An 18,985-nucleotide genomic window follows, 5' to 3' on the forward strand; every position below is an offset into this window, starting at 1 on the left:
CATGAATAAAATAGCCATCATACTTCTGTTACCACTTATGATTTTTTCCGCGGCCATACATGCACAAAAAGTAAGGAAGCAGATGCTGCAATGGCGCATTGCGGCTGAACTTCCTCCTGACAATTCCGGGCAGGTATCGCCGGGATTCGCCGGGCCCGTAACCGGTGTTCACCAGAACAGGTTCCTGGTGGCGGGTGGCGCGAATTTTCCGGACAGCATGCCCTGGAACGGAGGAAAGAAGCGGTACCACCAACAGGCATACGTGTACAGGTGGAAGGCAGGAAAACTGTTGTTGGATTATTCCGGCATCTTGCCGCAGCCAGTGGCTTATGCCGCCAACTGCGTTACCGCAAAAGGTATCGTATACGCCGGTGGAGAAAATGAGCAGGGCATCAGCAAAAAAGTTTTCCTGGTCACCTTACAAGAGAAAGAGCATGGCGTCGGCTATATGCCATTGCCTGATCTTCCCGTTGCTGTAACCAATGCGTCAGCCATTGCGATCGGGAGCAGCGTTTATCTTGCAGGTGGCGAAACGGCCAATGGGGTAAGCGATCAGTTCCTGTTGCTTGATCTCGACAATACGGATGCAGGATGGCAGGTGATGCCCGTGCTTCCGGCACCGGTATCACACAGCATATTGCTAAAGCATAACGCGAATGTTTACCTTATTGGCGGAAGAATGAAGCGTCCCAACGACACCAGCGTTTTCTACAGCAAAGTAGCTGCATTCGACACCAATACCCGGGCATGGAAAGAAAAAGCGAACCTGCCCTATGCGCTGAGCGCCGGAACAGGCATCGTTCACCACGATAAAATCTTCATTTTCGGGGGTGATAAAGGCATAACGTTCCACAAAACTGAAACCCTGATCAACGCCATCGCCAACAGCAAAGATGAAAATGAAAAAGCGCGGATGACCGAAGAGAAAGCGGTCCTCCAAAACCGGCATCCCGGCTTCAGCAATGAGGTACTTGTATATGATCTTGTTACTGATAAGTGGGATACTGCCGGATTTATTCCTTTTCCAGCCCCTGTAACCACCACGGCCCTTACATGGAACGGGTATTTTTTTCTTCCGAGTGGTGAAATAAAAGCCGGTGTACGTTCTCCATTTATTCTTTCAGCTAAACCCCTGCGTAAATGAATCCATCCAAAACATATCCCTGGATAGTGGTAGGACTGCTTTGGGTGGTGGCATTACTCAATTACATGGACCGCCAGATGCTGAGCACCATGAAACCATCCATGATGCTGGATATAGCTGAATTACAAACGGCCACCAACTTTGGAAGACTCATGGCGATCTTCCTGTGGATTTACGGATTCATGAGCCCGGTGGCGGGTATTATAGCCGACCGGGTGAACAGGAAATGGCTCATCATCACCAGCTTATTCGTGTGGAGCGCCGTTACGCTTGCCATGGGATACGCGCAAACTTTCTCTCAACTGTACTGGCTCCGCGCCATTATGGGGGTGAGTGAAGCTTTGTATATTCCGGCAGGATTGTCGTTGATAGCGGATTATCATACCGATAAAACCAGGTCGCTGGCCGTGGGCATTCACATGACCGGGCTGTACGTGGGCCAGGCCCTGGGCGGTTTCGGCGCCACCATCGCCACGGCTTACTCCTGGAAAACGGCTTTTCAGAGTTTTGGCATCATCGGCATGGTGTACGCCCTGGTGCTGGTACTTTTTTTAAAGGAAAAGAAACTACCGGGAGCGCACACGGAAAGGATGGCTGCACCAGGGATCGGGAAGGGACTGATGTTGTTGTTCACGAATATTTCCTTCTGGATCATCCTGTTCTATTTTGCCATGCCGAGCTTACCAGGTTGGGGGGTAAAAAACTGGCTGCCTACCTTGTTCTCTGAAAGTCTGGGCATTGAAATGGCTGAAGCAGGACCGCTTTCCACCATTACCATCGCCGCATCTTCCTTCATTGGCGTGATCTTCGGAGGAATTCTATCCGACCGCTGGGTGCAGAAAAATATCCGGGGAAGGATATACACCAGCGCCATTGGATTAGGACTTACCATTCCATCACTATTGTTCGTGGGCTTCGGCCATTCCCTCTTCAGTGTGGTGGGCGCGGCTTTCTGTTTTGGTTTTGGCTTCGGTATGTTCGACGCGAACAACATGCCCATCCTCTGCCAGTTCGTGCCCGCGAAATACCGCGCCACGGCTTACGGGTTAATGAATATGGCCGGCGTATTCGCCGGCGCCTTTGTAACCGACTGGCTGGGACGATCCACCGACGCCGGCAACCTGGGAAGAGATTTCTCCCTGCTCGCAGGCATCGTACTGCTCGCATTGTTGGTGCAACTCTTCTTTCTGAAACCAAAATCAAGGGAACTATCCTGATCTGTTCTACGCAAATTGATGATATGAAAAAGTTAAGCGCTTGTTTTTTATGCTTGTTCCTGTCCGGCTTCTTTCCTGCCGCTCATGCGCAGCAAAAAAAGGAAATGGGAATTAAAATAACAGCCGTTTCACCCGTGATCCCTGCTGTTAAAAGAGTGGACCGGAATATGCTGATCCAACTCCGTATTTATGTTCCTGCGGGAAGAACCATCACGTACCGGGAATTACAACTTCGTTTTGATGAGACGGCTGTGCAATCGATCGCAAAGATCGAATTGTATCATACCGGAACGGAGACCACCATTAACAGATCATCCAGGCAGCTTTCCGCATCCGAAAAAATTTCACACCTCACTTCATTGCCCTTTCAGTATACCTTTCAGCCCGGCATCACCAACCTGGTGGTGTCCGCTTCATTGAAAGAAACTGCTCAGGTAGGCGCGTCATTCATTGCAGGAGCTGTACATTTCCTGGCGGATAAAAACGAAAAGCAGCTGATTGAAGCGCAAAAAAGTACCGCGCTTATTCCCTCCTCCAATACCCACCGTGTGGCGGAAGCGGTACGCCTGGCCGGTGATGATAACGTTCATTCTTACCGTATTCCCGGCATGATTACTTCCGACAAAGGCACCCTCATTGCCGTGTATGATGTACGGTACAAAAACAGTGGCGACCTTCCCGGAAATATTGATGTGGGGATGAGCCGCAGTACCGATGGCGGACAAACCTGGGAGCCAATGAAAATTATCATGGATATGGGCGCACCCCATGAAAACAATGGTATTGGAGATCCCTGTATCCTATTCGATCCCGTTACAAAAAAGTTATGGGTAGCTGCGTTGTGGAGCAAGGGAAACCGGTCCATCGCAGGCTCGAAACCAGGCCTTTCACCCGACACCACCGGTCAGTTCGTGCTGGTGCACAGCAGTGATGACGGTAAAACATGGAGCGCACCGGAAAGCATCACGAAGCAGGTAAAGCACCCTTCGTGGCACCTGTACTTTAACGGACCCGGCAACGGCATCGCCATGCAGAACGGCACACTGGTATTTCCCTCACAATACTGGGACGAAACAACAACCCCGTCCTCAGTAGGCATCCCGCATTCCGCCATCATCTACAGCACCGATCATGGGCTGTCCTGGAAAAGCGGTACCGGCGCCAAAAGTAATACCACCGAAGCGCAGGTGATTGAAACAACGCCGGGCACCTTGATGCTGAACATGCGCGACAACAGGGGCCGTTTCAGAAGCGTTGCCACCACCACCGATATGGGCAGCACCTGGACCGAACACCCCACTTCCTTCCAGGCTTTGTCCGACCCCGTTTGCCAGGCCAGTATTATCAAAGTAAAAGTGAACCTGGATGGGAAAATGAAAGACGTGGTGTTCTTCAGTAATGTCAATTCCGACCGTGCAAGAATCAATACCACCATTAAAGCAAGCCTTGACCTCGGTGAAACCTGGAAACCCCAACACGAATTGCTCCTGGATACCAGGGGCAGCTGGGGGTATTCCGTACTCTCCAAAATAGATGACGATACCCTGGGCTTATTGTACGAGGGAACAGGCGCCCTTTATTTTATGCGCATTCCTGTGAAAGACATCCTCCGGCCAACCACGGGGAAGAATAAACGCTAAGGAATAAAAACACCTAAAAACGATTTGTCCTGTTCCTGCTGAATTGGAGCAGGGTAAGGCATTTCAAAACATTTAGAATGGCATACTCAACAGAAGAGCTGGTGGCACTCGAAAAATTCTATGCGCACCAATTGCTCCACGATACCGTTCCTTTCTGGTTCCCGCGTTCCTACGACCTGGAACATGGAGGTTACCTGCTGATGCGTGACAGGGACGGATCGCTCATCGACGATGATAAAGCCGTCTGGATACAGGGCCGCGCCACCTGGCTGCTTTCCACTTTATACAATACCGTGGAACAAAAAAAAGAATGGCTCGATGGTGCCGCGCTCGGGTATAATTTTCTGCATGAACACTGTTTCGACAGCGACGGACAAATGTTCTTCCACGTTACAAGAGATGGTAAACCTATCCGTAAACGGCGCTATTTTTTTTCTGAAACCTTCTATGTGATCGCTATGGCCGCTTACGCCAAAGCCACCGGCGACGAGGATGCCGCTGACAAAGCAAGGACTGTTTTCAGTAAATGCATTCAATACGCGAACGGTGAAAAGAAACTGCCGCCTAAATTTACTTCAACCAGGCCGGCCCGCGGCATAGGGATACCCATGATCATGATCAATACGGCACAGCAACTGCGCGAGATGGTTGGAGATGAACGCTGTGATGCACTCATCGACCAGTGGATCACTGAAATTGAAACTTATTTCGTGAAAGATGATATCCGTTGCGTGATGGAACAGGTGGCCCCCGATGGCAGCATCATCGACCACATTGATGGGCGAACCCTTAACCCGGGACACGCCATTGAAGGCGCATGGTTCATCCTCCACGAAGCAAAATACCGCAACAACGATAAAAGACTGACAGCCCTCGGATGCCGGATGCTCGATTATATGTGGGAACGCGGCTGGGATCCACAATACGGCGGAATCCTGTATTACAGAGATGTGTACAATAAGCCCGTGCAGGAATACTGGCAGGATATGAAATTCTGGTGGCCCCAGAATGAAACCATCATCGCCACACTGCTGGCTTACCTGATAACGGGCAACGAAAAGTACGCGCAATGGCACAGGCAGATACACGATTATGCCTACCGGCATTTCCATGACCGCGAACAGGGGGAATGGTACGGCTACCTGCATAGAGACGGCACCGTTGCCCAGCCTGCGAAAGGCAACTTATTCAAGGGGCCGTTTCACCTGCCGCGGCAGGAATGGTATTGCAGCAGGATATTGCAGGAACACCTGAAGGAGTTACAACACAATACGCAACCAGGTCAATGCTTTCAACCTCAATGAAAATACTTGTTTTAGTAATGCTGATCCTGCCGGTTACGGTGACGGCGCAATTAAAATTACCACCCATATTCTCCGGCAATATGGTGCTTCAAAGAAACGCACCCATCGCGGTTTGGGGAAAGGCAATTCCCGGGGACACCGTATTTGTTCAGTTCGGAAAGGATACCAGAAAAACCATCGCAGGTGCCGATTCTGGATGGATCGTTCATTTTCGTCCACGTCCGGCTGATACAAACGGGCAGCGGATGCACATCAGGAGCGGCATGGCAGCCATTGAACTCAATAACCTGCTGATGGGTGATGTGTGGCTGTGCATCGGGCAGAGCAATATGGAATGGCCCATGTACCGGGAACTGCATTACAGGGAAACGGTTAAAGACAGCGATCAGCCAATGCTGCGTTTTTATAACCCGACTTACGCGGGAAAAAATATTTTCGCGGCTTCCTTCTCTGATTCGGTTGTTCAATTGCTGCACAAAGAATCTTTTTACAGCGGGAACTGGCAGGAAAGCGACAGCAGTTCTTTCCGGACGATGAGCGCCGTTGCGTGGTATTTCGGAAGAAAGATTGGCGCTGAAACTGGCGTTCCGGTGGGACTCATCAACTTGTCCATCGGAGGAGCGCCGCTGGAAACATTTATTGCCCCGGAAGCGCTTCGGAATAGCGGGGAGTTCACTTCTAAAGTAAACGGCGATTGGATGGAGAATGCGGCCTTGCCGGTTTGGGTGCGTGAAAGGGGGAAGCAAAATGTTGGCGCCCTAAAACATGTTCCTTCAGATGAAAACGGGAAGTTTCATGCTTACAAACCCGGCTTCGCCTACCAGGCGGGCATTGAACTCATACTTCCAATGGCGGTATCGGGCATCATCAACTACCAGGGCGAAAGCAATGCGCAGGAAACAGAACGGGTGAAGGAGTATGCCGCACTGAATAGGTTGATGGTACAGGAACTGCGGAGGAAATGGAAGAAACGTTTGCCTTATTATTTTGTGCAACTGTCGTCGATAGATACGGTACACTATAAAGGACAACTGTGGCCATGGTTCAGGGACGAGCAAAGAAAAATACTCCGGCTGCTCCCGAACAGTGGGATGGCCGTAAGCAGCGATGCCGGTGCGCGCAATGATGTGCATCCGACCAATAAGAAAGTGGTGGGGGAACGACTGGCCGCATGGGCGCTCCGCCATCACTATAAGAAAAACGTTACACCATCGGGGCCTTTGGCCTTGCGTGCGAAGTACAGGAACGGATTTATCAGCATATCGTTCCGGTATGCAAAAGGACTACACCCTTCAGATGGCGCTGTGTTGAAAGGCTTTTCCACCGATGGCCAGCTACCATCGGAAGCATTCATCCGGAACAAACGCGTCGTTGTTGCAGCCCCTGAAAGACCCGTTTATATTTATTATGGATGGAATTCTTTTAGCTGTGGAAATCTGGTAAATGACGTCAACCTTCCTGCATCCACCTTTAAACTGAAAGTAAAATGAGACCTGTTTTTTGCTGCTTTTGCTTATTCCTCGCCATTTCAACTTACGCGCAAAAAGTTTCCCTGATTCCCCTGCCACAACAGTTTGATGTAGGAAATAGGACATTGTCCCTGGTGCAATGCAGGAATATTGTAGTAAAAGATGCATCGCTTCTTCCAGAGGCTCTTCAGTTGCAACAATATTTTCAGCAGGCTGGGGTAAAAATGAACATTACGGATAAAAATGTACAGGGATTATCCTTAACAATTTCTATCGGAAAAGTAAATGCCCCCAGGCAGCTCAACGAGGCCTATCAACTCAAAGTAACAGCTTCAGGAATTCAACTTACAGCCAATACGCCGCACGGCATATTCAACGGCATACAAACCTTGAAACAACTGCTGTTCAATGGAAAAATAGCTTTCTGTTCCATTACCGACTGGCCTGCTTTTTCCTGGCGTGGATATATGATTGATGTGGGAAGGAATTACATGTCGATGCCAGCCCTGAAACAACAGATCGATGTAATGGCCGCCAATAAATTGAATGTTTTTCATTTCCATGCTACGGAAGACATCGCCTGGCGGATAGCCATAAAAAAATATCCGCAGCTAACCGATGCCGCTCACATGCTGCGCAACAAAGGGAAGTTTTACAGCGAGGCGGAAATAAAGGAACTGATCGCTTATTGCAAAGAACGCCATATCCGTTTTGTACCCGAGATAGATATGCCCGGACACAGCGCCGCCTTCCGCCGTGCCATGGGAACTGACATGCAGACTGATAGCGGTATGGCCATTGTTAAGAACATACTGGAGGAATTCCTCACCACTTATGAAGTGGATTATATGCATATTGGCGCGGATGAAGTAAAGATCACGAACAAACGCTTTATCCCGGAAATAACTGCGTTCATAGAAGGTTTCGGAAAGCGCGTGATCGGATGGCAGCCGGGCGGCAATTTTTCAGGAAGCACCATCCGGCAGTTGTGGATGGACGATAACGCGCACCGCAGCAATACCGAGCAATGGCAGTTCATTGATTCGAGGCATCTCTACCTGAACCACATGGACCCATTGGAAGCCGTGGCCACCATTTTTCACCGCCGCATCGCTGATAAGGCGGCGGGCGATACGCTGCTGCTGGGCGGCACCATTTGTATGTGGCACGACAGGGCCGTACGAGACGAAATGGATATCCTTACCATGAATCCCGTCTATCCGGGCATGCTCGCTTTCGCCGAACGTTCCTGGCGGGGTGGGGGAAGCGAAGGATGGAAGGCCAATATTGGAGTGGCTGGCTCCCCTGAAGCAAAAGCCTTTGCTGCATTTGAAGAAAGATTGCTTCACCACAAACTGCGTTATTATGCACAGCTGCCATTTCCTTATGTACGGCAATCCCATTTGGAATGGAAGCTGCTTGGACCTTTTTTGAATAACGGGGACCTTGCAAAAGTATTTTCCCCTGAATCAACGGGCTTTAATCCGGATACAATAAGTTCGGACTTAGTGCAGACCGGTGCCACCATCGTCCTGAGGCACTGGTGGGCCCCATTGATCAGCGGTGCACTGCCCGCCGCGGAAGACAGTACTACCTGGTACGCCACCACGAAGTTCTGGAGTGAAAATGCCGGCACAATGGATTGCTGGATCGGTTTCAATAACCTTTCCCGCTCTCCCGCAACGGATATGCCACCTCAGGGTGAATGGGACCACAAAAAAAGCAGGATATGGGTAAACGGCCGTCTTATTCCTGCACCTTCCTGGAAACGTGGCGGCCAGCGCGGCCACAGCGAGCTACCTTTGGAAGATGAAGGCTATGAATACCGTGCACCAACTAAAGTACCGGTAAAAAAAGGCTGGAATACGGTACTGGTGAAAGCGCCGGCAGGAAGTTTCAAGGGAAAGGACTGGCAGAATCCTGTGAAATGGATGTTTACGTTCGCCCCGCTTTAGAAACGGGAATAAAAGCGGGGGAATGAAGCCATCACCTTCAATTACCTCCCGAAGCGCGGAGACATCAGGTTCTCCAGTAAAGGTTCTATCAACCCTGGACGGAAAGCAAGTATCAGCAATACTGTGAATACCAGCCCGTATATCGCCCCCCAGAGGTGTGCATCGTGGTTGATGTTGTCCTGTCCTCTTTTCGACATGTACGCGCTGATGCCGATGAACAGCACAACGTAGAGAATATAAGGCAGCTTAATGATCCCGAATATTGCTACGGTGCTCCAGGGGGTGAAAAGAGCGGCTGCGGTAACAACGGCTGAAACGGCCCCCGAAGCGCCCAGACTCCTGTAATAATAATTATCGCGGTGCTTAAAATAAGTGGGAAGCAGCGAAACCACAAGGGCGGAGACGTACAAGAGAATATAGGCGGTTTTGCCCATCAGATCATAAGCCTTGTAATAATATTCCACCGCCTGTCCGAAGAAATACAACGACAGCATATTAAAAATAAGGTGCGCCCAGTCTGCATGTATAAACCCACAGGTAATGAACCTATACCATTGTTTGCGTTGTGTGATGGCGGGAGGGTAAAAAATCAGGTCATCAATCACTTTGGCATTGCTGAAAGCGGAGATAGAAATAATGGCCGTTAAGATGATGATTACTATGGTGATGGTCATGAAATTATTTTGAGGACTTCAAATATAGAAGATTTTAGAGCAATCACACATGGTGGTACTTTTCGTTGCGTTGAATGGTGCAGGCGCGGTACACCTGTTCCGCCAGTATAAGCCTGACCAGTTGGTGTGGAAAAACCAATTTGGAAAGGGACCATACATACTGCGCCCTTTGTTTCACCGCTTCGTCAACCCCAAAAGCCCCACCAATCAGGAAAACGAGTTGACGGGTACTTTCGTTGGCGCGTTGTGCGATAAACTTTGAAAACTCCACCGAGTCCGGGCTTTTTCCACGTTCATCCAGCAATACCAGGTAATCGTCCTTGGTGAGTAGTCCCAATATAGTTGCGCCTTCCGTTTTTTTCACTGCATCTTCCGGGGTAGAGGCCGTTTGTTTGGCAGGCGGGATAATGCGCCAGCTTACGGGATAATAACGGGAGATGCGCTCCGTAAAATCACGGACGCCTTCTTTTACGTAGGATTCATCGGTTTTTCCTATCGACCAAAACTGAATCTTCATGCCGCAAATGTCCTGAAACCCCCGCAATAAACTGTTAATTGTTTCAAAACATATTTGGCAGTTTCAAAATATCTCTTAATTTTGATGTTGCAACATTGATTATTACATCTACAACTTAAAAAAATTACAATTATGGCAACTACATGGAACATCGACGCAGCGCACAGCGAACTTCAGTTCAAAGTGAAACACCTTATGATCAGCACCGTTACCGGTACTTTCAACGAGTTCTCCGGAACCGTTACCGCTGAAAACGATGATTTTTCCGGCGCCTCCGTAAACTTCGAAGCACAGGTTAAAAGCATCGATACCCGCAGCGAAGACAGGGACAACCACCTCCGCAGCGGAGATTTCTTTGATGCGGAGCAATTTCCCGTACTCAGTTTTGTTTCTACCGGCTTTACTAAAAAAGACGATGAGGAGTATGAACTTAAAGGCGATCTCACCATCAAAGGCGTAACACATCCCGTGACATTTGAAGTAGAATACGGTGGCACGCAGAAAGACCCCTGGGGCAACGTGAAGGCGGGTTTCGAACTGAAAGGAAAGATCAACAGGAAGGACTTCGGTCTGACCTGGAACGCCGTTACAGAGGCGGGCGGCATGTTGGTAGGTGAAGAGGTGAAACTGGTGGCCAGTATACAAGTTGCGAAAGGAGCTTAGGTTTTAAACGTTTGATTTTGAAGGAACCGGAAAAAATTTTTCCGGTTTTTTTCTTGTTTAAACGCCTGAAAAATTTTGTTATTATAAATTAAATCCTATTTTTGCAATCCCAATTACGGGAATGGCTCCGTAGCTCAATTGAATAGAGCATCTGACTACGGATCAGAAGGTTTCAGGTTTGAATCCTGACGGAGTCACCAAAGAGAAAAAGGTTACAAGTTATTGTAGCCTTTTTTTGTGTAGATAATGCTCACCTGATGGATGGCCATTTTTATAGCCTTTCCACCCGATTGGTTGCCCGATTCCGCGGACCAATGCAACTGACTTGTTATAGAGTACAAAAACGTATACCATTTTCTGCGTTTTCAAAAGAAATTCTATTGTTTGATTAACAATACTCGCTGCAGCGAAACAACTGTGTAATTTTGAAGTTCACTGGTTTCATTTTGCGGTGATCTGCTTGCGGCTGTTACTTCAAATAGGAGTTCCCCTGGATTTACAAGTTCGTAGCTTGAAGTAAGAAGGATATTCCCTGTTTCAAACTGACTGTACATTTTATTACCATACACATATTCCTGGAGTTGGATATTCTGTCCTTCGTCAGTTATAAATTCATATTGATTGTTACTTTGGCGTAAAGTATAGTCTTTCACCATAGGTGATTTTTCGGAGACATATTTTGTTTTCCAGCCCCAAGTAGTGTCATTTTGTTTATGTACTTCAAAAACCACCATCACACTGTCTTTTTTTATGCCCTTACTATAGATGTGCATCATCCCATTCCACACTCCAATGCAGCGGTCGGGAAAGAGTTGTTGGGCTTTTGCCGGATAAACGCCAATCAGAAGCAGTAAAACGATAAGCGATCTCATAGCTAAAATCTTTCATGCAATTTACTACTTCGACACCATGATTCTACTGCGTCATAGCCGGGCCGGGACACGTGGCGGTTTTGCCGGGATTTTTCAGGATGCTTTTTACAGAATAAATTAGCCTCTAATTGGTATGAAGTACTGCGTATTGAAGTTCATACCCAATATATTTTCTGTTGATCCTTTTTTTGTCTGCGGTGGCAAAAAAATTCTCTGTTACCTGGTGGAGCCAGTTCAGGCGTGTAACCGCCAGGTTAGTTGATGTTTCTGGATTTGATTTCTTTTTTTACCTCCTTGTATTGCTTCAGGTTCAATAAGAAAAGCGGGAAAAAAATGATAGGCATTACGGTAAAAAAACTAAACCCGTTTTTCACAGAGCCATAGATTGAAACGCCGGTCATTACGCCAATAAGCATTGAGAATACGATGTAAATTCCTTTTCGCTTCTTTTCTTCCGCGGTTAACTCCTCCGCCGTTAATTCAGACGGTTTTTTAGTTTGCATGCGTTGCTGTTATTTTGAGTGCCGTGAGGCTATGCTAAAGGTTGTAAAAGTATTTTTTTCCCTTTAAACAGATTCAGAAATAATTATACCAATTGAGGTATCAATCTAAATAGGAAACCTTGAAATAGTCTATTGCAAGGCTAACATTTCTTCCGGCCCCAAATCCTGCCAGGTTGCCAAAGAATGGTGTAAACGGCATCGTATAGCAAACCGTTCCGTTGATATGGAAAGTATAGATATTCCCGGTTTTTCTGATCATGTACACATTAAAATCGTTTGGATCAAGATTAGATCGCCGGAAAGAGCCGTCCTTCACTATACAGCTTGGCTGGTTTTTGCCGCTGCACACCTCTACTGAAGCGAATCCATCTTTGGCGAAGGTAAAGTAGTAGCCGGTATTCGCTTCCCGGCCCCAGAAAAGCATATTGTAGTAGTGCTTATGTTCGGAGCCGCCACTTAGTATTTTTATCCTTGTTTCTATCTGGAAGTTTTTGCGGGTATCAATTTTTATCTCCTGCGCTTCTCCATAGGCATGTCCCGAAGCGGTAAGGTAATAGCAGCCGGCACGCATTGAAGTCGTTGCATTTTTGTTGTTGCCAATGGTCCAGTTGTTTTTGTTGTCTTCAAAATCGTCGTAAAAGATGATGGTTCCACCTGGGTCCGTTTGTTGCATTTCCGTATAGGCAAAGGAAGGGCTGAAGGAAAATACTGTAATTATGCACACAATGAATCGGAAGACGATTTTCATATACTGGCTTAAAATTGACCGAGTGCAGGTTTGGTTTTAAGATGGTATCCCGCACGCTAATATAGCAACTAAAAATGCAGGCTACCCCATACTCCTAAAGAATTGTAAAAATGACCTTTATCTTTTAAGATGAACAGATTTGATCTTTTATTTATCTATATTCGTTCACATACGCTAGTTACTATTTAAGCCTTTGAATATGAAAGTTCAGCCATCGCATGAATGCTTAGCATTGCTTACACAGTTGCACAAGCCAACACTCCGGCCCGAAGTATACAAGCCCGCTTCGCTGTTGCTCTTACCATGATTCCTTCTTTTTCGTTTCTCCTCCTTAATTACAGTACGAAACCGGGCCTGTCGTAAACAACAAAATTAGCGGCAACCCTAAAATATATACCATGAAACTACTCAAACTGGTGCGGCGCTCCACCCAACTAGGTATGCTCTTTATGGCCTTGTTGGCTGGCTTGTATGCGCACGCGCAAAATAGGAGCGCACCGATGCAGGGGCTGAAGGGGAACTGGTTCCTGTCATCCAACACCAACCAATGGGTGCTTGGCTTCTATGAAAAGCTGGGCTACTTCAACGGCGGCTTCGGGGAATACTCCATCATAGAGGAAAAGAAAAATGCTTTTACAATAAAACTCCGGACTGATAAGAAGGAAACCACGCTCCTGATTCATGTACAGGACGACTCCACCATTGCTGTAAACGCTGAGGGCCGGACCTGGACGCTTACCAACCAGCGCAAACGGCAATCGTCCGCGGCTACCGCGTTCTGGGATAAACGATGGAAGCGCACAGATGATACCGTTCGGCTAAAAGGGTATATCAGTGAACCTGCCAGGAATGGTTTGCGCGAACTGCATATTGTGTTTACCGACCCGGTTTTAGGTAAAATGATTACGGAAACAGCCAGGATCAGTGCGGAAGGTTTGTTTAACATCAATATTCCCATCGTACTTCCGGATACCGAGGCGTTCATCCGTTTTAATTCCAGGTTTGAACGTTTTCTGGCCTGTCCCGGGGATACAATCACTGTTTGTCTTTTGCCGGAAGGGGAGCCGGCAGAAAGTTCCCTGAACGAGATAGCTTTTGGCGGCACTTCGGGCGCCCTCAACAATGAGTTGAATACCCTGTACAAATACCTTACCGGCCTTGAAGACCAAACGCTTCAAAATCACATGCTCAAAAATACAACACAGGAGGCGTACCGGGAATATGTGCTGGGGATGAAATACACCGCCGATTCTGCGATAACGGCCTATAAGAAAAAATACGCGCTTAGTGCCGCCGTCCGGGATGTCATGGAAAAGAAGACGCATTATCAAATGCGCAATGGGTTACTGAGGTACAGGATGTATCATAACCCACAGCATCCTGAGCCGCTCCATCCGGAGACGTTGAAGCTCCTCCCATTATGGATGGCCAATGATTCAGCCGGGTATGCAGGCGGGTATCACCACAAGGGTTTTATCAATGAGATGAATAATTTATTTCCGGATGAAATCATAGGCGACAGCCACAGGATAGATAGCGCAAACGCTGCAAACTTTTCATTGGCCGATTTTATGAGTCTTATAAAACGGCACCATCATTCCCTGACTGAACAGGATTTGCTTATGCTTGATTCTATTGCCGCCCTGGCACCATTTTCAAAATTAAAAAATAACGGGTTTATTATAGATGTGCCGGTAGCGGATAGCACGGCACTTGCCAGGTGGCAGCATATGTTCGGGTTCCTGCAACAGTTAGACGGAGTCAGCGATTATTATGACTTTTATTTTTATGGTCTTGCGTTCGACTATAAGTTAAAGCGCATCGCGGCTGAATATCCAAAGGGATATTTCAGAGATTATTTTTTGGGGCAATACCTGAATACGCAGGTTTTCTCTACCCATCTTACTTTTCTAGACGATAAATTACTCGCATACCTCAAAACACTGATGTACGACCCCCTTAACTTCAAAAGTATTGAATCAGCAAGTAAGCTGCATGAAAAGAATTTGAAACTATGGGTACAAAACGGTGGAGATGAAGAGGAGTACGAAGAAGAAGGGGAGGAATGGTAGTACCGTTCACCTATTCAAAATCCGCCTTCACTGCCTCATTTAAACAATCACGTGGAATATTGATCTGTATTTCCGGTATCTGAACATATTTCCCCACACTGAAAATATAATTTTTATTTTATTAGTGTAAAAATTACATTTGTTATTCAATCGCTGTGATTGAAATAAAATTGTATTGCTGGTTTTGCCATATTTGTCTTGCCTGTAACGGTGTTACTGTTTACTGAGCGTCCCTTTCATAACGAGTGCTTGCACCTTCGCCGCAGACATTTGCGTAACAGCCACAACTAATTGAATAAACCATTTACCGCAATGAAGCGTATCCACATGCTCCTGATCGTAGCTTCCACAGTTACGGCCAACTGCTTTGGTCAGTCCTTTCAAAAAACAACGACCGGTATCAAAACCGTCGTGCAGGATCTGAACATTGAAATCGAATGCTATGGTCCGGGTTTGGCCCGCATCAAAAAATGGCCGGTGGGAACCGGTTTCTCGAAACAAAGTCTGGCAGTGGTGAAGAAGCCGCTCGAAAACCAGTTTACTGTTGCGGAAAAGAAAAATGAGATCGCTGTAAAAACCGCTGGTTTGGTAATTGTGTTGAATACCGCTGATGGCGCCATTCGCTTTACCACCCCTCAAAACACCGTGCTGATGGCTGAAAAGGCCGCAGGTGCTGCCTTCAAGCCATTCAAGGACATCGGCACCCAAACTTATTCCGTAAAACAAACCTTTTCGCTGGAGCCCGACGAAGCCATCTATGGCCTTGGTATTCTCCAGAATGGTAAAATGTCGCAACGCAACCAGGAAGTGATGATGATACAGAACAACACCTGGGATTTCGTCACTTTTTTCCAGTCGGTGAAAGGTTATGGGATTTACTGGGACAACTACTCACCTACGAAATTCACCGACAATAATGCAGGAACCTCCTTCGATTCCGAAGTAGGAGACGGGATCGACTATTACTTTATCTACGGGAAAAACGCCGATGGCGTAGTGGCCGGTATGCGGGACCTTACGGGCCAGGTACCGATGTTCCCGCTCTGGACCTATGGTTTCTGGCAAAGCAAAGAAAGGTACAAAACCCAGCAGGAAACCGTTGGCGTGGTAAAGAAATACCGTGAACTGAAGGTGCCGCTGGACGGCATCATCCAGGACTGGCAATACTGGGGCAATAACTACCAATGGAACGCGATGGATTTTATCAGTCCCGATTTCCCCGACGCGAAAAAAATGGTGCACGATATCCATGGCCTGAACGCGCACCTTTCGGTGTCGATCTGGGCATCTTTCGGACCCATGACCAAACCCTACCGTGAACTGGACAAAAAAGGCATGTTGTTCAATTTCAAAACATGGCCCGAATCAGGTCGTGAAATCTGGCCACCTGATCTTACTTATCCATCTGGTGTACGCGTATACGATGCGTATCATCCGGAAGCGCGCGATATTTACTGGAAATACCTGAACCAGGGCGTATTCAGTCTGGGCGTGGATGCCTGGTGGATGGACTCCAGCGAACCAGATCACCTGAGCCAGAAACCTGAAGATATGGATACAAAAACATATTTAGGATCTTTCAGAAAAGTGCGCAACGCATTCCCGCTGGTAACGGTGGGCGGGGTATATACCAATCAACGGAAAGTAACGGATGATAAACGTGTATTCATTCTCACCAGATCCGGTTTCGCCGGACAACAACGGTATGGATCCAGCGTGTGGTCCGGAGATGTGAATTCCTCCTGGGAATCGCTCCGGAACCAGGTTCCGGCAGGATTGAATTTTACGCTTACCGGAAACCCGAATTTTAACTCCGATATCGGTGGTTTTTTCGCGGGCGCTTACAATACAAGATTTAACGGCGGTTCCGGCGCGCAGAACAAACAGTTTCAGGAACTCTATGTGCGTTGGTTGCAATATGCAGCATTCACCCCAATGATGCGTTCGCACGGCACCGATGTGCCCAGGGAAATTTACCAGTTTGGCCAGCAGGGAGAACCGGTATATGATGCCATCGCCTCCTTTATCCGCCTTCGGTACAGCCTGTTGCCTTACATCTATTCTACTTCATGGGCTGTTACTAAAAATCAGTCCAGTTTTATGCGCGCGTTGGTGATGGATTTCGCGGCGGATAAAAAAGTATGGGATATGAAACACGAATACATGTTCGGGCAATCTATCCTGGTAGCGCCGGTGGTGGACCCACAGTACACGCCGGAAAAAATAGTGAGAACGAACGAAAACAGCGGCTGGAACCAAAATACGGATAACAATAAGGAAGAGGGAAAAACAACAGATTTTACGCAGCCTAAATCCGTTAAAGTGTACCTGCCGCAAGGTGCGCAGTGGTACGATTTCTGGACGAATCAGCGACATGCCGGTGGACAGGAAATTGAAAAAACAACCACTATCGCTACCATACCATTATATGTGAAGGCAGGCGGAATCATTCCTGTGGGGCCGGATGTGCAGTACGCGGAAGAAAAGAAATGGGATGCGCTTACCATCAAAGTTTTTCCGGGTGCCAACGGTGCCTTCACCTTATACGAGGATGAATTCGATAACTATAATTACGAGAAGGGCGTATATACTGAAATTCCTTTTCAATGGAACGATAAGTCACAAACACTAACTATTGATGCCAGGAAAGGGAAGTACGATGGAATGATAGAAGCCAGGACGTTCAATATTGTACTGCCTGATGGCAAACAGAAATCTGTAACCTATACGGGTAAAAAGATCGTGGTTTCGATGAAATGATTTGCTCAAAAAAATAGCGTAACCCTCAAAAGAAATTATATGCGAAAATATATTCCGGCATTATTGGCATTGGCCTTCACCGCAAACCTGAAGGCACAGAATCCGATCATTCAAACCAAGTTTACGGCCGACCCCGCGCCACTTGTACATAAGGATACCGTATATCTTTACACCGGTCACGATGAGGACGATGCTTTCGGTTTCAAGATGTATGACTGGTTGCTGTACACGTCAACGGATATGGTGAACTGGACCGAACACGGAGCGGTGGCATCCCTGAAAAATTTTAAATGGGTGAACACGGACAACGGCGCCTGGGCCGCGCAATGCGTGGAACGCAACGGGAAATTCTACCTGTATTGCACGGTACCGAATGGCATTGGTATCGGCGTGCTGGTGGCCGATAGCCCTTACGGCCCCTTCACGGATCCTATCGGGAAACCGCTTGTGAAGAATACGCCGGAGGATATTGATCCCACGGTGTTGATTGATGACGATGGCCAGGCCTATATGTATTGGGGAAACCCTAACCTCTGGTACATTAAACTGAACGAAGACATGATCTCGGTGAGCGGAACCCTGGTGAAAGACAGTTCCATGGCGAAGAAGAAGGGGCAACCCGATCCGTTTCATTACCAGGAAGGGCCCTGGGCATGGAAGCGCAACGGAAAATATTATATGGCATATGCTTCCACCTGTTGCCCGGAAGGAATTGGTTACGCGATGGGAAACTCCCCAACAGGCCCCTGGGAACACAAAGGAATGATCATGGATAGCGACAAAAGGTCCAATGGCAACCACCCCGGTATCATAGAGTTTAAAGGGAAACCTTATGTTTTTGGCTTTAATTACAATATCTTGAAACAAACCATGGGCAAACACTATGAGCGCCGGTCGGTTTGTGTAGCGGAACTCACTTATAACCCAGATGGAACCATTCAGAAGCTGCCTTTCTGGACTACCGCCGGTGTAAAAAGAGTAGGCACCCTCGATCCCTACAAAAGAGTACAGGCGGAAACGATCGCTTACAGCGAAGGGGTAAAAACAAACAAAGAAACGGAATGGGAAAGGAACACATCCTGGGATAAAGGGAAGAAGGTAGCAGAACGGATTTTTGTGAGCGCCATTCACAATGGCGACTATACCAAGGTGCAGGGAGCTGATTTTGGAACGGGTGCAAAATCGCTTGAAGTGGCCGTGGCGGCACTTTACGGAGGAACCATCGAAGTGCGTGCGGATAGCCTGAAAGGCGCTTTGATCGGAACGGTGCATGTTACAACCTCAGGGGAAGGCGATATTTGGAAAACGATAAAAACGCCTGTGAAGCCAATAAAAGGGGTGCACGACCTCTACTTCGTTTTTAAAGGAAACAAAGATCTTTTCCATTTCGACTGGTGGCAGTTCAGTAAATAAAATCAACGCTTCCATTTAGCCGGAATTGATCGGC

At 47.6% G+C, this 18,985-nt stretch carries 15 protein-coding genes and 1 tRNA gene; 11 read left to right on the forward strand and 5 right to left on the reverse strand.

The features are described 5' to 3' along the window. Position 1: 1 nt before the first annotated feature. The 6 genes from M4J38_RS07530 (at position 2) to M4J38_RS07555 (ending at position 8,729) form a co-directional block, all read left to right on the forward strand. Positions 2-1,144: a hypothetical protein gene (locus M4J38_RS07530; protein WP_251758934.1), complete on the forward strand. Its 1,143-nt coding sequence runs from the start codon at positions 2-4 to the stop codon at positions 1,142-1,144. Continuing rightward, positions 1,141-2,361, forward strand: a complete 1,221-nt coding sequence (locus M4J38_RS07535) for an MFS transporter (protein ID WP_251758935.1) — start codon at positions 1,141-1,143, stop codon at positions 2,359-2,361. The genes M4J38_RS07530 and M4J38_RS07535 overlap by 4 nt, the downstream gene beginning before the upstream one ends. Before the next feature lie 104 nt (positions 2,362-2,465). Continuing rightward, the gene (locus M4J38_RS07540; protein WP_251758936.1) at positions 2,466-4,001 is read left to right on the forward strand and encodes a sialidase family protein; all 1,536 of its coding nucleotides are present in this window, start codon (positions 2,466-2,468) and stop codon (positions 3,999-4,001) included. 77 nt (positions 4,002-4,078) lie between these two features. After that, the gene (locus tag M4J38_RS07545; RefSeq protein ID WP_251758937.1) at positions 4,079-5,305 is read left to right on the forward strand and encodes an AGE family epimerase/isomerase; all 1,227 of its coding nucleotides are present in this window, start codon (positions 4,079-4,081) and stop codon (positions 5,303-5,305) included. Next, positions 5,302-6,795, forward strand: a complete 1,494-nt coding sequence (locus M4J38_RS07550) for a sialate O-acetylesterase (RefSeq protein ID WP_251758938.1) — start codon at positions 5,302-5,304, stop codon at positions 6,793-6,795. The genes M4J38_RS07545 and M4J38_RS07550 overlap by 4 nt, the downstream gene beginning before the upstream one ends. Then, positions 6,792-8,729 carry a beta-N-acetylhexosaminidase gene (locus M4J38_RS07555; protein WP_251758939.1) on the forward strand — a complete coding sequence of 646 codons (1,938 nt, stop codon included), beginning with the start codon at positions 6,792-6,794 and terminating at the stop codon, positions 8,727-8,729. The genes M4J38_RS07550 and M4J38_RS07555 overlap by 4 nt, the downstream gene beginning before the upstream one ends. 41 nt (positions 8,730-8,770) lie before the next feature. On the opposite strand, the gene M4J38_RS07560 is transcribed toward M4J38_RS07555, so the two are convergent. Both M4J38_RS07560 and M4J38_RS07565 read right to left on the reverse strand, forming a co-directional pair. Next, a complete protein-coding gene (locus M4J38_RS07560; RefSeq protein ID WP_251758940.1) occupies positions 8,771-9,403 on the reverse strand; it encodes a rhomboid family intramembrane serine protease in 633 nt (210 codons plus the stop codon). 43 nt (positions 9,404-9,446) lie between these two features. After that, positions 9,447-9,920: a 23S rRNA (pseudouridine(1915)-N(3))-methyltransferase RlmH gene (locus M4J38_RS07565; protein WP_251758941.1), complete on the reverse strand. Its 474-nt coding sequence runs from the start codon at positions 9,918-9,920 to the stop codon at positions 9,447-9,449. A gap of 132 nt (positions 9,921-10,052) precedes the next feature. Here M4J38_RS07565 and M4J38_RS07570 point away from each other — a divergent pair, with 132 nt between their 5' ends. Further along, positions 10,053-10,583, forward strand: a complete 531-nt coding sequence (locus M4J38_RS07570) for a YceI family protein (protein WP_251758942.1) — start codon at positions 10,053-10,055, stop codon at positions 10,581-10,583. Positions 10,584-10,706: 123 nt separating this feature from the next. After that, positions 10,707-10,783: transfer RNA gene (locus M4J38_RS07575), tRNA-Arg, on the forward strand. A gap of 177 nt (positions 10,784-10,960) precedes the next feature. Here the strand turns inward: M4J38_RS07575 and M4J38_RS07580 are convergent. The 3 genes from M4J38_RS07580 to M4J38_RS07590 all read right to left on the reverse strand — a co-directional run bounded on the left by M4J38_RS07580 (position 10,961) and on the right by M4J38_RS07590 (position 12,706). Then, positions 10,961-11,455 carry a hypothetical protein gene (locus M4J38_RS07580; RefSeq protein ID WP_251758943.1) on the reverse strand — a complete coding sequence of 165 codons (495 nt, stop codon included), beginning with the start codon at positions 11,453-11,455 and terminating at the stop codon, positions 10,961-10,963. Between the two features lie 254 nt (positions 11,456-11,709). Further along, the gene (locus M4J38_RS07585; protein WP_251758944.1) at positions 11,710-11,958 is read right to left on the reverse strand and encodes a hypothetical protein; all 249 of its coding nucleotides are present in this window, start codon (positions 11,956-11,958) and stop codon (positions 11,710-11,712) included. Positions 11,959-12,058: 100 nt separating this feature from the next. After that, a complete protein-coding gene (locus M4J38_RS07590) occupies positions 12,059-12,706 on the reverse strand; it encodes a hypothetical protein (protein ID WP_251758945.1) in 648 nt (215 codons plus the stop codon). A 398-nt stretch (positions 12,707-13,104) separates the two neighbouring features. Here M4J38_RS07590 and M4J38_RS07595 point away from each other — a divergent pair, with 398 nt between their 5' ends. From M4J38_RS07595 to M4J38_RS07605, 3 genes are all read left to right on the forward strand, one after another. After that, a complete protein-coding gene (locus M4J38_RS07595) occupies positions 13,105-14,778 on the forward strand; it encodes a hypothetical protein (RefSeq protein WP_251758946.1) in 1,674 nt (557 codons plus the stop codon). Positions 14,779-15,090: 312 nt separating this feature from the next. After that, the gene (locus M4J38_RS07600; protein WP_251758947.1) at positions 15,091-17,538 is read left to right on the forward strand and encodes a TIM-barrel domain-containing protein; all 2,448 of its coding nucleotides are present in this window, start codon (positions 15,091-15,093) and stop codon (positions 17,536-17,538) included. Between the two features lie 39 nt (positions 17,539-17,577). Next, positions 17,578-18,951, forward strand: coding sequence for a glycoside hydrolase family 43 protein (locus tag M4J38_RS07605; RefSeq protein ID WP_251758948.1), 1,374 nt, complete (start codon positions 17,578-17,580; stop codon positions 18,949-18,951). The last annotated feature ends 34 nt before the right edge of the window (positions 18,952-18,985 follow it).

The sequence above is a fragment of the Parasegetibacter sp. NRK P23 genome (genome assembly GCF_023721715.1).
Taxonomy (GTDB): Bacteria; Bacteroidota; Bacteroidia; order Chitinophagales; family Chitinophagaceae; genus Parasegetibacter.